Origin of the sequence: Pseudomonas sp. B21-054 (genome assembly GCF_026016345.1) — a bacterium.
Classification (GTDB): Bacteria; Pseudomonadota; Gammaproteobacteria; order Pseudomonadales; family Pseudomonadaceae; genus Aquipseudomonas.
In genome coordinates this window covers 1,111,703-1,125,154 of sequence record NZ_CP087204.1, presented here as the reverse complement: position 1 = coordinate 1,125,154, position 13,452 = coordinate 1,111,703, and the positions used below count along the sequence as shown (strand labels likewise).

Annotated in this window: 16 protein-coding genes and 1 pseudogene; 12 read left to right on the top strand and 5 right to left on the bottom strand. The window is 57.7% G+C overall.

Annotated elements, in window-relative coordinates:
• Positions 1-541: 541 nt before the first annotated feature.
• From LOY70_RS29970 to LOY70_RS04790, 5 genes and pseudogenes are all read left to right on the top strand, one after another.
• Positions 542-2,159 (top strand): annotated as a pseudogene (locus LOY70_RS29970) (S-type pyocin domain-containing protein); the annotation flags it as partial.
• 57 nt (positions 2,160-2,216) lie between these two features.
• Entirely contained in the window at positions 2,217-2,630 is a 414-nt protein-coding gene (locus tag LOY70_RS04805; protein WP_413776637.1) for an HNH endonuclease, read from the top strand.
• Entirely contained in the window at positions 2,627-2,878 is a 252-nt protein-coding gene (locus tag LOY70_RS04800; RefSeq protein WP_265033807.1) for a bacteriocin immunity protein, read from the top strand. Before LOY70_RS04805 ends, LOY70_RS04800 begins: the two co-directional genes overlap by 4 nt.
• Before the next feature lie 123 nt (positions 2,879-3,001).
• The gene (locus LOY70_RS04795) at positions 3,002-3,790 is read left to right on the top strand and encodes an ATP-grasp domain-containing protein (RefSeq protein ID WP_265033806.1); all 789 of its coding nucleotides are present in this window, start codon (positions 3,002-3,004) and stop codon (positions 3,788-3,790) included.
• A 351-nt stretch (positions 3,791-4,141) separates the two neighbouring features.
• Positions 4,142-4,909: an N-acetylmuramoyl-L-alanine amidase gene (locus LOY70_RS04790; RefSeq protein WP_265033804.1), complete on the top strand. Its 768-nt coding sequence runs from the start codon at positions 4,142-4,144 to the stop codon at positions 4,907-4,909.
• A 42-nt stretch (positions 4,910-4,951) separates the two neighbouring features.
• Here LOY70_RS04790 and LOY70_RS04785 read toward each other — a convergent pair whose 3' ends face one another.
• From LOY70_RS04785 to LOY70_RS04770, 4 genes are all read right to left on the bottom strand, one after another.
• A complete protein-coding gene (locus LOY70_RS04785; protein ID WP_123342736.1) occupies positions 4,952-5,863 on the bottom strand; it encodes an SDR family oxidoreductase in 912 nt (303 codons plus the stop codon).
• Between the two features lie 266 nt (positions 5,864-6,129).
• Positions 6,130-7,032 (bottom strand): alpha/beta fold hydrolase, encoded by a 903-nt coding sequence (locus LOY70_RS04780; RefSeq protein ID WP_265033802.1) that lies wholly within the window; start codon positions 7,030-7,032, stop codon positions 6,130-6,132.
• Positions 7,032-7,814, bottom strand: a complete 783-nt coding sequence (locus tag LOY70_RS04775; RefSeq protein WP_265033800.1) for a class II aldolase/adducin family protein — start codon at positions 7,812-7,814, stop codon at positions 7,032-7,034. Before LOY70_RS04775 ends, LOY70_RS04780 begins: the two co-directional genes overlap by 1 nt.
• A gap of 165 nt (positions 7,815-7,979) precedes the next feature.
• Complete coding sequence (locus tag LOY70_RS04770) at positions 7,980-8,432, bottom strand: flavodoxin (RefSeq protein WP_265033799.1); 453 nt, start codon at positions 8,430-8,432, stop codon at positions 7,980-7,982.
• Positions 8,433-8,588: 156 nt separating this feature from the next.
• Here LOY70_RS04770 and LOY70_RS04765 point away from each other — a divergent pair, with 156 nt between their 5' ends.
• Together LOY70_RS04765 and LOY70_RS04760 are read left to right on the top strand one after the other, a co-directional pair.
• On the top strand, positions 8,589-9,065 hold the full coding sequence (locus LOY70_RS04765) for a PAS domain-containing protein (RefSeq protein ID WP_123415421.1): 477 nt from the start codon (positions 8,589-8,591) through the stop codon (positions 9,063-9,065).
• 54 nt (positions 9,066-9,119) lie between these two features.
• Positions 9,120-9,725: a hypothetical protein gene (locus LOY70_RS04760; protein WP_265033797.1), complete on the top strand. Its 606-nt coding sequence runs from the start codon at positions 9,120-9,122 to the stop codon at positions 9,723-9,725.
• Between the two features lie 21 nt (positions 9,726-9,746).
• On the opposite strand, the gene LOY70_RS04755 is transcribed toward LOY70_RS04760, so the two are convergent.
• On the bottom strand, positions 9,747-10,706 hold the full coding sequence (locus LOY70_RS04755; RefSeq protein WP_265033796.1) for a MerR family transcriptional regulator: 960 nt from the start codon (positions 10,704-10,706) through the stop codon (positions 9,747-9,749).
• A 243-nt stretch (positions 10,707-10,949) separates the two neighbouring features.
• Here LOY70_RS04755 and folM point away from each other — a divergent pair, with 243 nt between their 5' ends.
• From folM to LOY70_RS04730, 5 genes are all read left to right on the top strand, one after another.
• On the top strand, positions 10,950-11,660 hold the full coding sequence (gene folM, locus LOY70_RS04750; protein WP_265033795.1) for a dihydromonapterin reductase: 711 nt from the start codon (positions 10,950-10,952) through the stop codon (positions 11,658-11,660).
• Between the two features lie 20 nt (positions 11,661-11,680).
• Entirely contained in the window at positions 11,681-12,241 is a 561-nt protein-coding gene (gene folE, locus LOY70_RS04745) for a GTP cyclohydrolase I FolE (protein WP_265033794.1), read from the top strand.
• Positions 12,242-12,622, top strand: coding sequence for a dihydroneopterin triphosphate 2'-epimerase (folX, locus tag LOY70_RS04740; protein WP_025211888.1), 381 nt, complete (start codon positions 12,242-12,244; stop codon positions 12,620-12,622).
• Positions 12,623-12,721: 99 nt separating this feature from the next.
• On the top strand, positions 12,722-13,018 hold the full coding sequence (locus LOY70_RS04735) for a DUF1244 domain-containing protein (RefSeq protein ID WP_265033793.1): 297 nt from the start codon (positions 12,722-12,724) through the stop codon (positions 13,016-13,018).
• The gene (locus LOY70_RS04730; RefSeq protein WP_265033792.1) at positions 13,011-13,349 is read left to right on the top strand and encodes a HopJ type III effector protein; all 339 of its coding nucleotides are present in this window, start codon (positions 13,011-13,013) and stop codon (positions 13,347-13,349) included. The genes LOY70_RS04735 and LOY70_RS04730 overlap by 8 nt, the downstream gene beginning before the upstream one ends.
• Positions 13,350-13,452 lie beyond the last annotated feature (103 nt).

Here is a 13,452-nt window from a genome sequence, read left to right as displayed (position 1 = left end):
CGTTGTACCTAAAAAGGATTACTGCCCATGCGAGGCGGGCCTTTGCGTCGAGCATGGACGGACTGGATGATGGGTTATCAGCCGTGCGCATATTCATCGCCGCCATTGCGACTGTTGCATCCCCCGTAACGGTGCATGTCCGAATCCAGGCTGTTTCCTGGTGCACTCGATCCCTATGCTGGCCGGGCTTGCAGGGCAACGGGCCTGCAAGCGCAAGCCGCCACGGCATCCCTCACGCCTGGCGTACCGTCCTTCGGATGGATTGGCGTATCGATCCATCATCCCGTGTTTACCGACGTTGATTTGTAGCTCCTTTGCAACGTCATGTTCAGGCCGCTGCTTTTTGCAGCGGCCTTTTTTATTTGCGGGTTATTTCTCGATAGAAACTTCTCGATTCCTACAACACTGTCGGAAACGCTCACCTGCCCAACTTATGCAATTAACGCCATAGTTTTTTCGCGACTTTAGACGGGGACTATTTGTCTCCGGCGATTCAAGCCGCCCTATTTATCCGAATACATGCATCGATAAGGAAGTCGACATGCCCCAGGAAAAAAATATTCGTGTCACCCACGGCAGGCCTATGACGCCAACTTCATCTTCCGGCAAGGGAGCCGGCGGACTGGGCGTCTCGGCAGGAGGCGGAAGTTATTACTCCGGTTTCGAGCACGGCGGTTTTGACACGGGAGAGGCACAGGTTGCCATTACGGTGGCGGGGACTGCGGAGGAAACCCAAAGAGACTATCAGGCCCGTTCACAGCAACTGCTCAACACGATCGAATACGAACTGGCCGCTACCCGACTGGAGGGTTCGACGCTCCCACTTCCCCCGGTGGAAACCATTAACCGCGAATTGGCAGTGCGCGAAAAACTTCTGGCACGCAAGACTGCTGAACTCCAACGGCAAACAGCACTGGCCCATCTTTTTTTCGGCGCTGACCCCCTTGGCAAACCTAAGTCGGAGTTTTACCGAAAAGCCCAGACCATGGAGAAGCCAATCAAGCCGAAAGGCGCCGCAATACAGTCTTGGACCGCGTCCTACAAGGCGGCGCATGAGGCAAAGCTGCTGTCCCAGACAATCAGCGTGCTGAATCAACAGCAAGCCGAGTTGCTCAAAAGGCTGGCGGTCGCTCAAGCGCAGGAACAGGCTGAAAACGCTCGCAAGGCGGCCGAGGCCGAGGCTAAACGCGCTCTTGAAGAACGAGCTCGGCTTGCAGCGCAGGCACAACGCCTGGCAGCGGCTGAGAAAGCTGCAGCTCTGGCAAAAGCCCAGGCCGAAGCCAAACGTGTTGCCGCAGAGGCGGCGCGCATGGCAGCCGACGCCGAGGCTAAACGCGCTGCCGAAGAACGAGCACGGCTTGCAGCGGAGGCACAACGCCTGGCGGCGGCTGAGAAAGCCGCAGCTCAGGCAAAAGCACGAGCACGAGCCAGAGCCAGAGCCAGAGCCAGACGCGTTGCCGCGCAGAAGGCACGCATAGCAGCCGAGGCCCAGCGTACTGCCCAAGAACAGGCCCTGCGAAACGTCCTGGCGAGTCGCGCATTCCCAATGCTGGGCGCGGCAGCCGCAACCGGTCCGGTGTTCACGCTCGTTGGCAGTAGCCTGGTCATAAGTTCGGAAGCAACCTTGGCAATCCAGGCTGCACTGCGAGCCGCGGTCGCCATGGCCGTCGAATCGCTCACGGCAGTGGCTGCGCCGACCTTGGCGGGTGTTGCGGCGCTGCTCTATTCACCCAAGCTGGCGAACGGTGAATTACCCGAGCGATATGCGTTCAGCACGCCACTCTCAGACCTCGCACCGACACCACACTCCGATTTGCAAGCCATCGCGGCGGCCGGCGGGACCGTTGACTTACCCGTACGCCTCACGTCCCAAGCGACGGCGGATGGTCAGTCAGAAATCCTCGTGATCAACACTGACGGTGTAACCCACCCGTCGAAAGTCCGGGTGCTACCGGTTACCTACAACGCACAACAGAACCTCTACACCGCTACAACTGAAGACACCCCACCCAGAACCTTGACGTGGACCCCGGCCGTTCAACCCGGAAAGTTCCACTGCACTTCCAGCCGAACCACCCACCCCACCTGCTTATACAGGCGCATCGGTAACGCCCGCGGTGGGGCGAATCGATCCATTCCCTGAGATAACCCAAAACAGTTTCGATGATTATGTTTTTGTTTTCCCAATCGACTCAGGCCTGCCGCCCCTGTACGTCATGTTCAGGGATCGACGGAAAGACCCTGGGATTGCAACGGGAACAGGCGCCCCGGTTTTAGGCGTGTGGACGGACGCAGCATCGAAAGGCGAAGGGGCACCCATTCCGTCGCAGATTGCGGATCAGTTGAGGGGGAAAGGGTTTGGGAATTTCAAGGAGTTTCGGGAGGCTCTTTGGAAAGCCGTCGCTGACGATCCTATACTTTCTCAACAGTTTAATTTACGCAATCGGGCTCGTATGAAGAACGGACGCTCTGCCTACGTCAGGAAAACTGAAAAAATTGGCGGCCGAACAAAATATGAACTTCATCACAAACATTTCATTTCTTTAAATGGTCAAGTTTACGACATCGACAACATGACTCTCACCACCCCTAAAAGACACATTGAAATTCATAGAGAATGCAAGCAATGAAAAAATCAATAACAGATATAACCGAGAAAGAATTTCTCGCCTTTGTAATAGAAATTTCAGAGGGGAATTATCCTTCAGAAGAAGCGGATATCGACGCGGTACTAGAATTCGAGAGAATCTCAGAGCATCCCGCCGGGTCAGATTTACTATTCTATCCAGAGCCTGGCAAGGAAAGCTCAGAAGCAATAGTAGATGAGATAAAGAACTGGCGCACCGCCAACGGAAAACCGGGATTCAAACAACCCTGACCTTCCAGATACTTAAACGACCCTGCTGCTGAATAATCGGCAGCAGGTTCTCTCGACTCCATGTCATGATGGTACCGAATCCAGCAGCATTTGACCCTCCACTTCTCATCGGTAAAAAGCATTATGCACCTCCTCTATCCTAGCGACCCATTTGATAAAAAACGTCCCGATGAGCAGTACGCTGAAGAGTACGAAGCGGTAATGACTGCGGGACTGAGGACTGCGCTGTTCTCTTTTGAAGATTTCGAAGCAGGTCTTTTCAGGACTTCTGCGCCCCTCACGTCTGGAGACTCGACTTTATATCGCGGGTGGATGCTGACACTCGACGCGTATGCCGCTTTGGTTAGCCACCTGTGCGAAAAGGGCATCATTGGAATGACCGACGCTACGCAATATCGACTCTGTCATCACTTGCCGCAATGGTATCCATTGCTGGTTGCCAACACGAGCGAAACGGTGGTGTTGGCCAGTGATGCAAACTTCACTCAGGCACTCGAAGGCCTGCAATGGCCAGGTTACTTCATCAAGGACTACGTAAAATCGCTTAACACCGGTAGTGGCAGCTTGGTGAACACTCCCGAAGGTATAGCGCCGCTTGTTGAAAAGATGCGCCAATATCGTGGCCAGATTGAAGGCGGTATATGCGTCAGACGACGAGAGGAATACCTTGAAGAAACCGAGCGTCGTTACTTTGTGCTCCACGGGCAGGCCTATGGCGTCACCGACGAGGTGCCTGAGTTGGTGATCGAATGCGCACGGCTGATCGACAGTCCTTTTTTCTCGATCGACGTCGCGCTCAGGTCAGACGGTGTACTGCGGGTAATCGAGCTGGGCGACGGCCAGGTGTCAGACCGCAAGGAATGGTCCGCCGAGCGCTTTGCCTGGATGTTGAGCCGTGCGGGAGAGGTATGACCTGATGGACTCCACGTTATGGGTAATGCTGTTCACTTGAGGTTTTCTTCAATCATCGTGGCGAGGGAGCTTGCTCCCGCTGGGCTGCGTAGCGGCCCCCTTTTGTGAGCGCTTTGCACTCAAGCGGGAGCAAGCTCCCTCGCCACGGAATCATTTCATCCGCGTAAGCAAGTATTCAGAGGACTCTTTGGCTTATCACTCCATTACATCCACCACAATCAATTCCCAAACACCCAAACGCCTATTCCTACAACAATGTAAGAACCCCACTACAAGCTCATAAAAAATCCACTGATACGCTGAAAGTCAGTCGCAGCATTCTGCTTCGACTTTTAACTTCAGTGAGTTCTTATGACGCCAATCAACTACAGCAGCTATCGATCAAATAACGGCTATAACAGCCGAATCCGCTTTCTGGTCTTTCACTACACCGCCGCGAACTTCTCTTCTTCCGTCAACGCATTGACCGGCGCTTCGGTCAGCGCTCACTACCTTATCCCGGACTTCACCGACCCAAGTTACTTGAAAGCAGGTTTCAACGAGCCGCAGATTTTCAATCTGGTGGACGAGGACCAACGTGCCTGGCACGCAGGGGTGAGCAGTTGGGGTGGTCGAAATAATCTGAACGACACCTCGATTGGCGTTGAAATCGCCAATCTCGCCACGGACAACCAGGGGCAGTTCACGTTCCCGCCTTATTCGCCCCAGCAAATCGAGGCGATCGAATTCCTGGCGTTGAACATACTCAAGCGTTATCCGGACATCAGCCCGGTCAATGTGGTGGGGCATTCGGACATTGCGGCCGGCAGGAAAAGCGACCCAGGCCCGATGTTTCCCTGGCAGGCGTTGTACGCCAAAGGCATCGGCGCCTGGTTTGATGGGCCTACGCAAAAGGCTTACACGCAGGCTTACCAATGCAACGGCTTGCCGACTCGCGAACAACTGCTCGGGCTGTTCAAGAAATATGGGTATGACACGTCAGCCGCCACGACAAGTTCGGGCTTTCAGCGTCTGGTGCGCGCGTTTCAGCTGCACTTTCGTCCGGCGAAACATGACGGCGTGATGGATATCGAGACCGCTGCGAACCTGGCAGCGCTGGTGAAAAAATACGTCCCCTGACCGGCGTTGCCGTCGCTGACGGCAACCGGTCGAGGCCGCGAGTCAAACGGCGTAGCGTTGCAGATTCGCCATCATTTCCTTCAACGCTTCCAGGTTGTCATTCGGGTGCACCGCATCCTCGAAATCACAGATCTGCTGCCAGTGGGCGGCGACGTCTTCAGGCGAGAAGCCTTTGCGCGGATCGAACCCGGCACCCAGGCTGCGCTCCCAACGCACCTTGCCCATCCAGCCGCCGCCCACTTCGAACAAACCAGAGGTTTCCTGGCAGGTTTCACTGGCCAGGTACACCACCAGCGGGCTGACCAGTTCAGGCTTGAGTTGTTCGAATACCTGCGGCGGGATCAGGCCTTCGGTCATGCGGGTACCGCCGGTGGGGGCGATGGCATTGACCAGGATATTGTTCTTGCGGCCTTCGATGGCCAGGGTTCGCGTCAAGCCATAGAGGCCGAGTTTGGCCATGCCGTAGTTGGATTGGCCGAAGTTGCCGTAGATACCGGATGTGGAGGCCGTGAAGATGACCCGCCCATAGTTTTGTTCACGCAGGTGCGGCCACGCAGCGCGGGTGACTTTGTAAGCGCCTTCGACATGGACACGGTAGACCAGGTCCCAATCGGCATCGTCCATTTTGTGAAAAGTCTTGTCCCGCAGGATACCGGCGTTGTTGACCACCACATCGACCCGGCCGAACGCGTCGAGGGCGTTCTGCACCAGTTTGTCGCCATCGGTGACGGAGTCGTGATTCGCCTCGGCGATGCCGCCGGCTGCGCGAATTTCGGCGACTACCCGGTCCGCCGCCGAGGCGTTGGCCCCTTCCCCTTGCGCCGAGCCGCCGAGGTCGTTGACCAGCACTTTCGCGCCCTGTCTGGCGAACAGCAGCGCATGGGCGCGGCCCAGGCCACCACCGGCTCCCGTGACGATCACGACTTTATCTTCGAAGCGCACAGACTCACTCATGGCAGAACTCCAGCAGGCCGATAGGACAATGGGCACGAGTGTCCGGCACAAGTCGACCGGTCACAATCAACACGGTTGGGAGTGAATGGTGGGCGATAAGGTGGGGGGATGATGCGAGCCAAAGCCTGATCGCCGTAGCTTGCATCCACGGCGGCACATTCAATGTCTTCACCGGCAGAACCAGCGCCATCGCGAGCAAGCTCGCTCCCACACGGGTCGCGGATGCCCGCGGATTCTGTTGTGGGAGCAAGCCTCGCAAGGATTGCTCAGCAATAGGCCATCTGCCTGAGCGGGGTGGCGATGGTTTCGCGAAACGCCAGGTAATGCTGGAGCACCTGCACCGGCGCCTCGGTGTGGGGGTAATGGCCGATGTCTGGCAACAGCACCGTGTCAGGGTTTGGGATCAGCGCCTCGTAGCGCGCCACCATGTGCTCACCGGATATCGGATCGACCGCCCCGTCGATCACCCGCAGCGGCACTTCGCCGCGCTGCATCGCACGCACCCAGCGATCACGCTGCACCCGTCGCTCGGGGATATAGGCGATGAGTTTGTGCATGATCCGCGGGCCGCGATGGACTTCCACCAAACTCCAGAAATCATCCAGCACACTTTCGGTGGGCGCGGTCCTGGGGCCGGAAATCTGGCGAAAACTCTTGACCAGGCTTTGCCGGGAGAACAGCCGCCCCAGCAACCAACCCACGGGGCTAAGCAACAGTTTTTGAGCCAGTAACGGACGATGGGTTTCCGGGAACAGACCACCATTGAGAAACACACAACTGGCGACTTGGATGCGCGCCTCACAATGCCGGGCGATCAGTTCCTGGGCCACGCTGTCGCCATAGTCATGGGCCAACACATGCACCGCTTGCTTGACGTTCAGATGCGCCAGCAAGGCCTGTTGCAGATCCGCCTGCTCCAGCAGGCTGTAGGCATGATTCAACGGCTTGGCGGAGTCACCAAAACCGAGCATGTCACAGGCGATTACTCGATAGCGTTGCGCCAATGGCTGCCACAGGTAATGCCAATCCCAACTGGCGGTGGGGAAACCATGGATCAACAACAGCGGCTCGCCCTGCCCTGCCACCCAGTAATGAATGACATGGCCACGGAACATGAAGGTCTGGCTGCGCTGGCGCCAGATACGCAGGGGAATCTGGACCAGAGGCATCAACTTCTATACCCCGCGTCTTGTTGATCAAGCTTGCGCAGCAACGCCGGCCAGGCCAACGCGCCTCCCATGCCCTGTGCGCTCCTGGTCACCCCGGCGATCATCGCCCGGGCGCCAGCCAGGATCTGTGGCTCGATGGCGATCAGCTCGGCCCCACCGCCCTGGGCCAGGACCTGGATGTCACAGGCCCGCTGGAAGGTGAACATCATCAGGAAGGTATCGGCGATGGTGCCGCCACAGGTCAGCAGGCCATGGTTGTGCAGCATCAGGAAGTTGCTGTCACCCAGGTCCGCCTGCAAGCGAGCTTTTTCCTCGTGATTCAAGGCCACCCCTTCGTAGGCGTGATAGGCCAGGCTCGACAGCACGAACAGCGATTGCTGGCTGATCGGCAGCACGCCCTGCTTCTGCGCCGACACTGCGACACCGGCCGCCGTGTGGGTGTGCAACACACAGGTCACATCATGGCGAACCTCATGCACCGCACTGTGGATGGTGTAGCCGGCCGGGTTGATCTCGTAGGGGCTATCCATCAACTTATTGCCGGCCTGGTCGACTTTAACCAGGCTCGACGCAGTGATTTCATGGAACATCAACCCGAACGGATTGATCAGGAAATCCTCCGTGCCGGGAACCTTGGCGGAAATATGGGTGAAGATCAGGTCATCCCAGCCATGCAATGCGACAAGCCGATAACAGGCGGCAAGGTCGACCCGGGTTTGCCATTCGGCGGCACTGACTTGGTCTTTGATGCTGAGTGTCGGTTGGATGGGCGCTACGCTCACGGCTCGGACCCCCTGGTTTCTTATTATATGAAGCTCATTAACAAAAACTTCGTACGCAAGAAAATCAGTCTAGTCAGCTCTTGGGGGAGCGGTAGTTGCATTAGCAGCCAGCTTACTGGCCGAGCGGGTCATCGCAATGGATACCCTGACGCTCGGCCAACGTCTTCAACGCAAGGCTTCGATCAACTCGCCAAGCCACGGTTCGGCATCGGTTTCCGGGGTGACGCTTTCACTGGCGTCCAGCCGTAGCATCGGCAACACCTCGCGCACGCCCAGCTCGGCGTACAACTCGCGCATTTGCTCGCCCCCAGCGCAAAAGGTATCCCCGTAGCTGGCGTCGCCCAGGCCGATCACCGCGCCGGGCAAGCCGCGAAAGAATCCAGGCAACTGGTCGCGGAGGGTCGAGTACAACGGCATCAAATTGTCCGGCAGCTCACCCATGCCCGTCGTAGAGGTCACCGCCAGCAAGGCCTGTGGACCGAATGCCTGGATATCCGCCAAGGTGGCGCGAGGGTTGTGCCAGGCTTCGAAACCTGCGTCGCTAAACAGTTTGGCAGCGTGTCGGGCGACTTCTTCGGCGGTGCCATAGACCGAGCCGGAGAGAATGGCGACTTTCATCAATCTGATCCTGAACCAAAATAAGAGAGCTGCGATAGTAACAGCAGCGCTCGCCGGACTGCGAATGGCTCTCAATAGAGCCGTAATAGCAAGTGGACAGCTTATCGATTTCCTCTAAAGTATGATTTCAACAAGGATGTTTAAAGGGGCCTCTACATGATCAACGCTCAACTGATGCAACTGGTCATCAATGCTTCGAACGACGGGATCGTCATCGCTGAAAAAGAAGGCGACGAAGACAATATTCTCATCTACGTGAACCCGGCCTTCGAACGGCTGACTGGCTACAACCGCGACGAAATCCTTTATCAGGATTGCCGGTTCCTGCAATCGGGTGATCGCGACCAACCCGCTCTCGAGCTGATCCGCAATGCTTTGAAGCAAGGGGGGGCGTGCCGGGAGGTGCTACGCAACTACCGCAAGGATGGCACGCCCTTCTGGAATGAATTGTCGTTATCAACGGTTAAAAGCGAAGCCGACGGCCATACCTATTTCGTCGGCGTCCAGAAAGACGTTACCGTCCAGGTCAAGGCCCAGCAGCGTATCGCCCAGTTGGAACAGCAACTGGCCGAAGCCCGGGAAACGATTGCCCGGCTCGAAGCGACGAACGGCACAAACAAACCGGCGAATTAACGGTCAGTCACTACAATCACCAGTGAAAATGTAAATTATCATTTCGAGTAGACCATGCAGCGCGATGCCCTATTGACTCAGGATGAACTGGATTTCATCCGGACCATGCAGCACAACCCGCAATTGAACGAGCGGGATGTCACGTCGAGCTTGCTGGTCAACGGTGGGTCGCAGATCCGTGACCTGCTGACGCGCCTGGCGGCGAATGAGCAAGTAACGCTGCAAGCCAATTTCGAAAACCAGCAAATGACCTTTCCGTTGCATCTGGTGGAAGACGAATTCCATGCGATGCACTTGCGTTTGGGTGTGCCGAGTATCTACGAGGACGGACCGAAGATACGCCCATGGCGCCTGACCCTCAAAGAGCCCGTGGCGCTGGAAAATATCAAGGGCCAGCTAGGATCTCTCTGGGTCCACGAGGTGTCCTGCAAAGGCGTCTTGCTGGAAAACCGCAGTCGTATCAAGCCGCTGAAGCAGTTCGCCTTGTGGTTCAGCCCGTCAGGCTACGAGAGAATTTCATTGCGAGGCACCTTCGAACGGGAGACCGATCAAGGTATGTTTGCCTACCATCTGAACCAGAATGACCAGGACGAGACTGAACGCCTGCGCCAGTACATCCTGCAGCAACATCGGCTGACCCATCCGGCCATGCATCTTTAACGTGTGAGACAGGGCACCCGTTCAGGTGTCCAGATTGCCCGTCAGAAATTGACGCAAGCGATGGGACATCACCGCTCCCTCATTACCCAGGCAACCGATCGACGATCCAGCCAGGCTGTCCTGCGCCAGATCGGAGACATCACCGGCCAGCATTAACGGACAATCCAGGCTCATCGCCAGTTTCCCCAAGCGTTTGGGGAATTCGGAAGTCGGCGCATGGTTGGAAACCAGCACCAGCGCCAAAGGCTGGATCTTCTGGCATACCAGGGTCAGTTCGTCGAATGGCAGGCCGATCGTCAACATCCTCACGCCCACGTCCGCCTTGGACAGGTACAGCGCCGTGACCAGCAGCTCCAGCTCACGGCATTGACCGGAAATGGCGCTGATCAGGACACGGCGCGACAGTCCTTCGCGCTTGAGCAAGAGCCGCTGGATGATGCGCGAGCGCAGGAAACCGTCGAGGAAAACCCACTCACTGGTTTGCCCGAATTCCTGCTGGCGTTGCAGAAGTTGCCGCCAGAGCGGCATCAGGATGTCCTGGAAGATGATCGGAACCGTGTAGGTGGCAAAGATCTGCCCGTAGATGCGATCCAGCTCTATATCGTCGAAATTGCGTACCGCGTCCACCACCTGCTGTTGCCACTCGGCGTAATCAGCCCTGACCAGATCGGGTGAAATCAGCGCAGAGACCGGCTGCACCGATTCGGTCTTGGCCAGGATCTTACTCACTTTACTCACCGCCACGCCGCGCTCGATCCAGGCCAGGATGTTGCGCACCTTTTCGATATCGCTCAAAGAGTACAGGCGATGCCCGCTTTCGGTGCGGGTGGGCTGGATCAAACCGTAGCGACGCTCCCATGCGCGCAGGGTCACAGGGTTTACACCGGTCAATCGGGCTACTTCGCGAATGGGAAACAAATCTTCGCGTTTCAAGGCACTTGGGGCTTGGAAAACGAAGTTATCGTCTGTGATTACGCTCATTTTGGCAGACAAATCCGGCTGGCAAATTGGATCCCAGTTTACTCCCTCCTAGTCATAGGATGACAAGGGAAACATTGGCGATAGGCGGTTTCGTTGCGTTTCGTTCGCAAAAGCCTGCATTTTGACGGCGTTTCGGCACCCAGCGCGTCGCCAATGCTCGCGAAAATGCAATGGCAGGCAACATGTGGGTCGAATGTACCGGTCGCTGTTATAGTTTGCTCTTGCCGTGAACCGAGCCGCCCTATGTCCAGCGCCACCGCTCCCATCCTGATCACTGGCGCAGCCCAGCGCGTCGGGCTGCATTGCGCCCGTCGATTGCTGGAAGACGGTCAACCGGTGATCGCCACCTATCGCACCGAACGCCCAGGCGTGCAGACCCTACGGGACCTGGGAGCGACCGTGCTGTTCGCCGATCTTTCCAGCGAAGCCGGGATCCTGGGTTTTATCGAACAGCTCAAGCAGCACACCGATCGGTTGCGGGCCATCGTACATAACGCCTCGGCGTGGCTGGCCGAAGTCCCGGGCGCCGAAACGGACGCTTTCAGTGCGATGTTCGGCGTGCACATGCTCGCGCCCTACCTGATCAACCTGCACTGCGCCGAACTGCTGCAACGTTCAACGCCTGCGGATATCGTGCATATCAGCGATGATGTGACACGCAAGGGCAGCAGCAAGCACATCGCCTATTGCGCCACCAAGGCCGGGCTCGAAAGCCTGACCTTGTCGTTCGCGGCGAAGTACGCACCGGCCATCAAGGTCAACGGCATCGCCCCGGCCCTGCTACTGTTCAATCCCGAAGACGACGCAGCTTACCGCGCCAAGGCCCTGGCCAAGTCTGCCCTGGGCATCGAACCCGGCAGCGAAGTACTCTACCAGAGCCTGCGGTATCTGCTGGACAACCCCTATGTCACCGGCACGACCCTGACCGTCAACGGCGGAAGGCACGTCAAATAGCCTTGTTTCGAGGAAGTACCATGACGCTATCCCTGCCTGAGAACTACCGCGAGATCCTGATCGGCCTGGGCGAAAACCCGGAGCGCGAGGGCTTGCTCGACACCCCGGTGCGCGCGGCCAAGGCCATGCAGTACCTTTGCCATGGCTACGAACAAAGCGTCGATCAGATCGTCAACGGTGCCCTGTTCGCCTCGGACAGCGATGAAATGGTGATCGTTGCCGACATCGAACTCTATTCCCTGTGCGAACATCACCTGCTGCCCTTCATCGGCAAGGCCCATGTGGCTTATATTCCTACGGGCAAGGTCCTGGGACTGTCGAAGATCGCCCGGCTGGTGGACATGTTCGCCCGCCGCCTGCAGATCCAGGAAAATCTCACCCGGCAAATCGCCGACGCGGTGCAGCAAGTCACCCAGGCCGCCGGCGTTGCGGTGGTGATCGAAGCCCAGCACATGTGCATGATGATGCGCGGTGTCGAAAAACAGAACTCGACCATGAACACCTCGGTGATGCTCGGCGCCTTCCGGGAATCCAGCACCACCCGCCAGGAGTTCCTGCAATTGATTCGACGGAGCCAATAAATGCCACAACTTCAGCCAGCCATGGCACGCATCAAGGTCAAGGACCTGCGCCTACGCACCTTCATCGGCATCAACGAGGATGAAATCCTCAACAAGCAGGATGTGTTGATCAACCTGACCATCCTCTACGCCGCCCAGGAGGCGGTGCGCGACAACGACATCGACCACGCGTTGAACTACCGCACCATCACCAAGGCGATTATCGCCCACGTGGAAGGCAACCGCTTCGCGCTGCTCGAACGCCTGACCCAGGAGTTGCTCGACCTGGTCATGGCCAACGAGTCGGTGCTGTACGCCGAAGTCGAAGTCGACAAGCCTCACGCCTTGCGATTTGCCGAGTCGGTGTCGATTACGCTCGCAGCAAGTCGGGCTACTTCGTAGCCGCTGCAAGCCTCAAGCTGTAAGCTTCAAGCCTGACCAGCGCAAATCCACTCTTGCAGCTTGAAGCTTGCCCCTTGAAGCTGCCTTGCAGAGACCTCCATGAACGATCAACAACGCCTCGAACTCGAAGCCGCCGCTTTCCGTCGGCTGGTTGCCCACCTGGACAGCCGCAAGGATGTGCAGAACATCGACCTGATGAACCTCGCCGGTTTCTGCCGCAACTGCCTGTCCAAGTGGTACAAGGCCGCCGCCGATGAACGCCAGATCGAGGTCAGCCTCGACGACGCCCGCGAAGTGGTCTACGGCATGCCGTACGCCGAATGGAAAGCCCACTACCAGCAAGAAGCCAGCGCCGAACAGCAAGCGGCGTTCGCCAAAGGAAAACCCGATGCCTGACCTGAACACCCTGCGCACCCGTCTCAAGAGCGGCGAACACGCCTTTGCCGACACCCTGGCCTTTATCGCCGCCGGCTACGACTACCAGCCCCAGGCCTTCAACAACGGTGGCGTGCAAAACGCCGCCGGGCAGAACGAAGGTTCTTGCAAGACCCTGGGCCTGGCACTGCTTGAAGGCTTGAGCGATGAAGAAGCGCTGCTGGCGTTTGGCGAACATTACCGTTCGGTGCTGGCCACGCCCGAAGGCAGCGATCACGGCAATATCCGTGCGCTGATGGCCCATGGGTTGGACGGGGTGAAGTTCGAGGCGCAGCCGCTGCAACGGCGCTGATCGATCCTGCCGGTGTGGTGAGATCCGCTTTTGTGGCGAGGGGATTTATCCCCGTTGGGCTGCGTAGCAGCCCTAAGACCTGCTGCCTCGGTGTGTCAGACTG

Coding starts and splice junctions, on each gene's coding strand:
- LOY70_RS04805 (WP_413776637.1), top strand. CDS start 2,217: ATGTTCAGGGATCGACGGAAAGACCCTGGGATTGCAACGGGAACAGGC.
- LOY70_RS04800 (WP_265033807.1), top strand. CDS start 2,627: ATGAAAAAATCAATAACAGATATAACCGAGAAAGAATTTCTCGCCTTT.
- LOY70_RS04795 (WP_265033806.1), top strand. CDS start 3,002: ATGCACCTCCTCTATCCTAGCGACCCATTTGATAAAAAACGTCCCGAT.
- LOY70_RS04790 (WP_265033804.1), top strand. CDS start 4,142: ATGACGCCAATCAACTACAGCAGCTATCGATCAAATAACGGCTATAAC.
- LOY70_RS04785 (WP_123342736.1), bottom strand. CDS start 5,863: ATGAGTGAGTCTGTGCGCTTCGAAGATAAAGTCGTGATCGTCACGGGA.
- LOY70_RS04780 (WP_265033802.1), bottom strand. CDS start 7,032: ATGCCTCTGGTCCAGATTCCCCTGCGTATCTGGCGCCAGCGCAGCCAG.
- LOY70_RS04770 (WP_265033799.1), bottom strand. CDS start 8,432: ATGAAAGTCGCCATTCTCTCCGGCTCGGTCTATGGCACCGCCGAAGAA.
- LOY70_RS04765 (WP_123415421.1), top strand. CDS start 8,589: ATGATCAACGCTCAACTGATGCAACTGGTCATCAATGCTTCGAACGAC.
- LOY70_RS04760 (WP_265033797.1), top strand. CDS start 9,120: ATGCAGCGCGATGCCCTATTGACTCAGGATGAACTGGATTTCATCCGG.
- LOY70_RS04755 (WP_265033796.1), bottom strand. CDS start 10,706: ATGAGCGTAATCACAGACGATAACTTCGTTTTCCAAGCCCCAAGTGCC.
- folM (WP_265033795.1), top strand. CDS start 10,950: ATGTCCAGCGCCACCGCTCCCATCCTGATCACTGGCGCAGCCCAGCGC.
- folE (WP_265033794.1), top strand. CDS start 11,681: ATGACGCTATCCCTGCCTGAGAACTACCGCGAGATCCTGATCGGCCTG.
- folX (WP_025211888.1), top strand. CDS start 12,242: ATGCCACAACTTCAGCCAGCCATGGCACGCATCAAGGTCAAGGACCTG.
- LOY70_RS04735 (WP_265033793.1), top strand. CDS start 12,722: ATGAACGATCAACAACGCCTCGAACTCGAAGCCGCCGCTTTCCGTCGG.
- LOY70_RS04730 (WP_265033792.1), top strand. CDS start 13,011: ATGCCTGACCTGAACACCCTGCGCACCCGTCTCAAGAGCGGCGAACAC.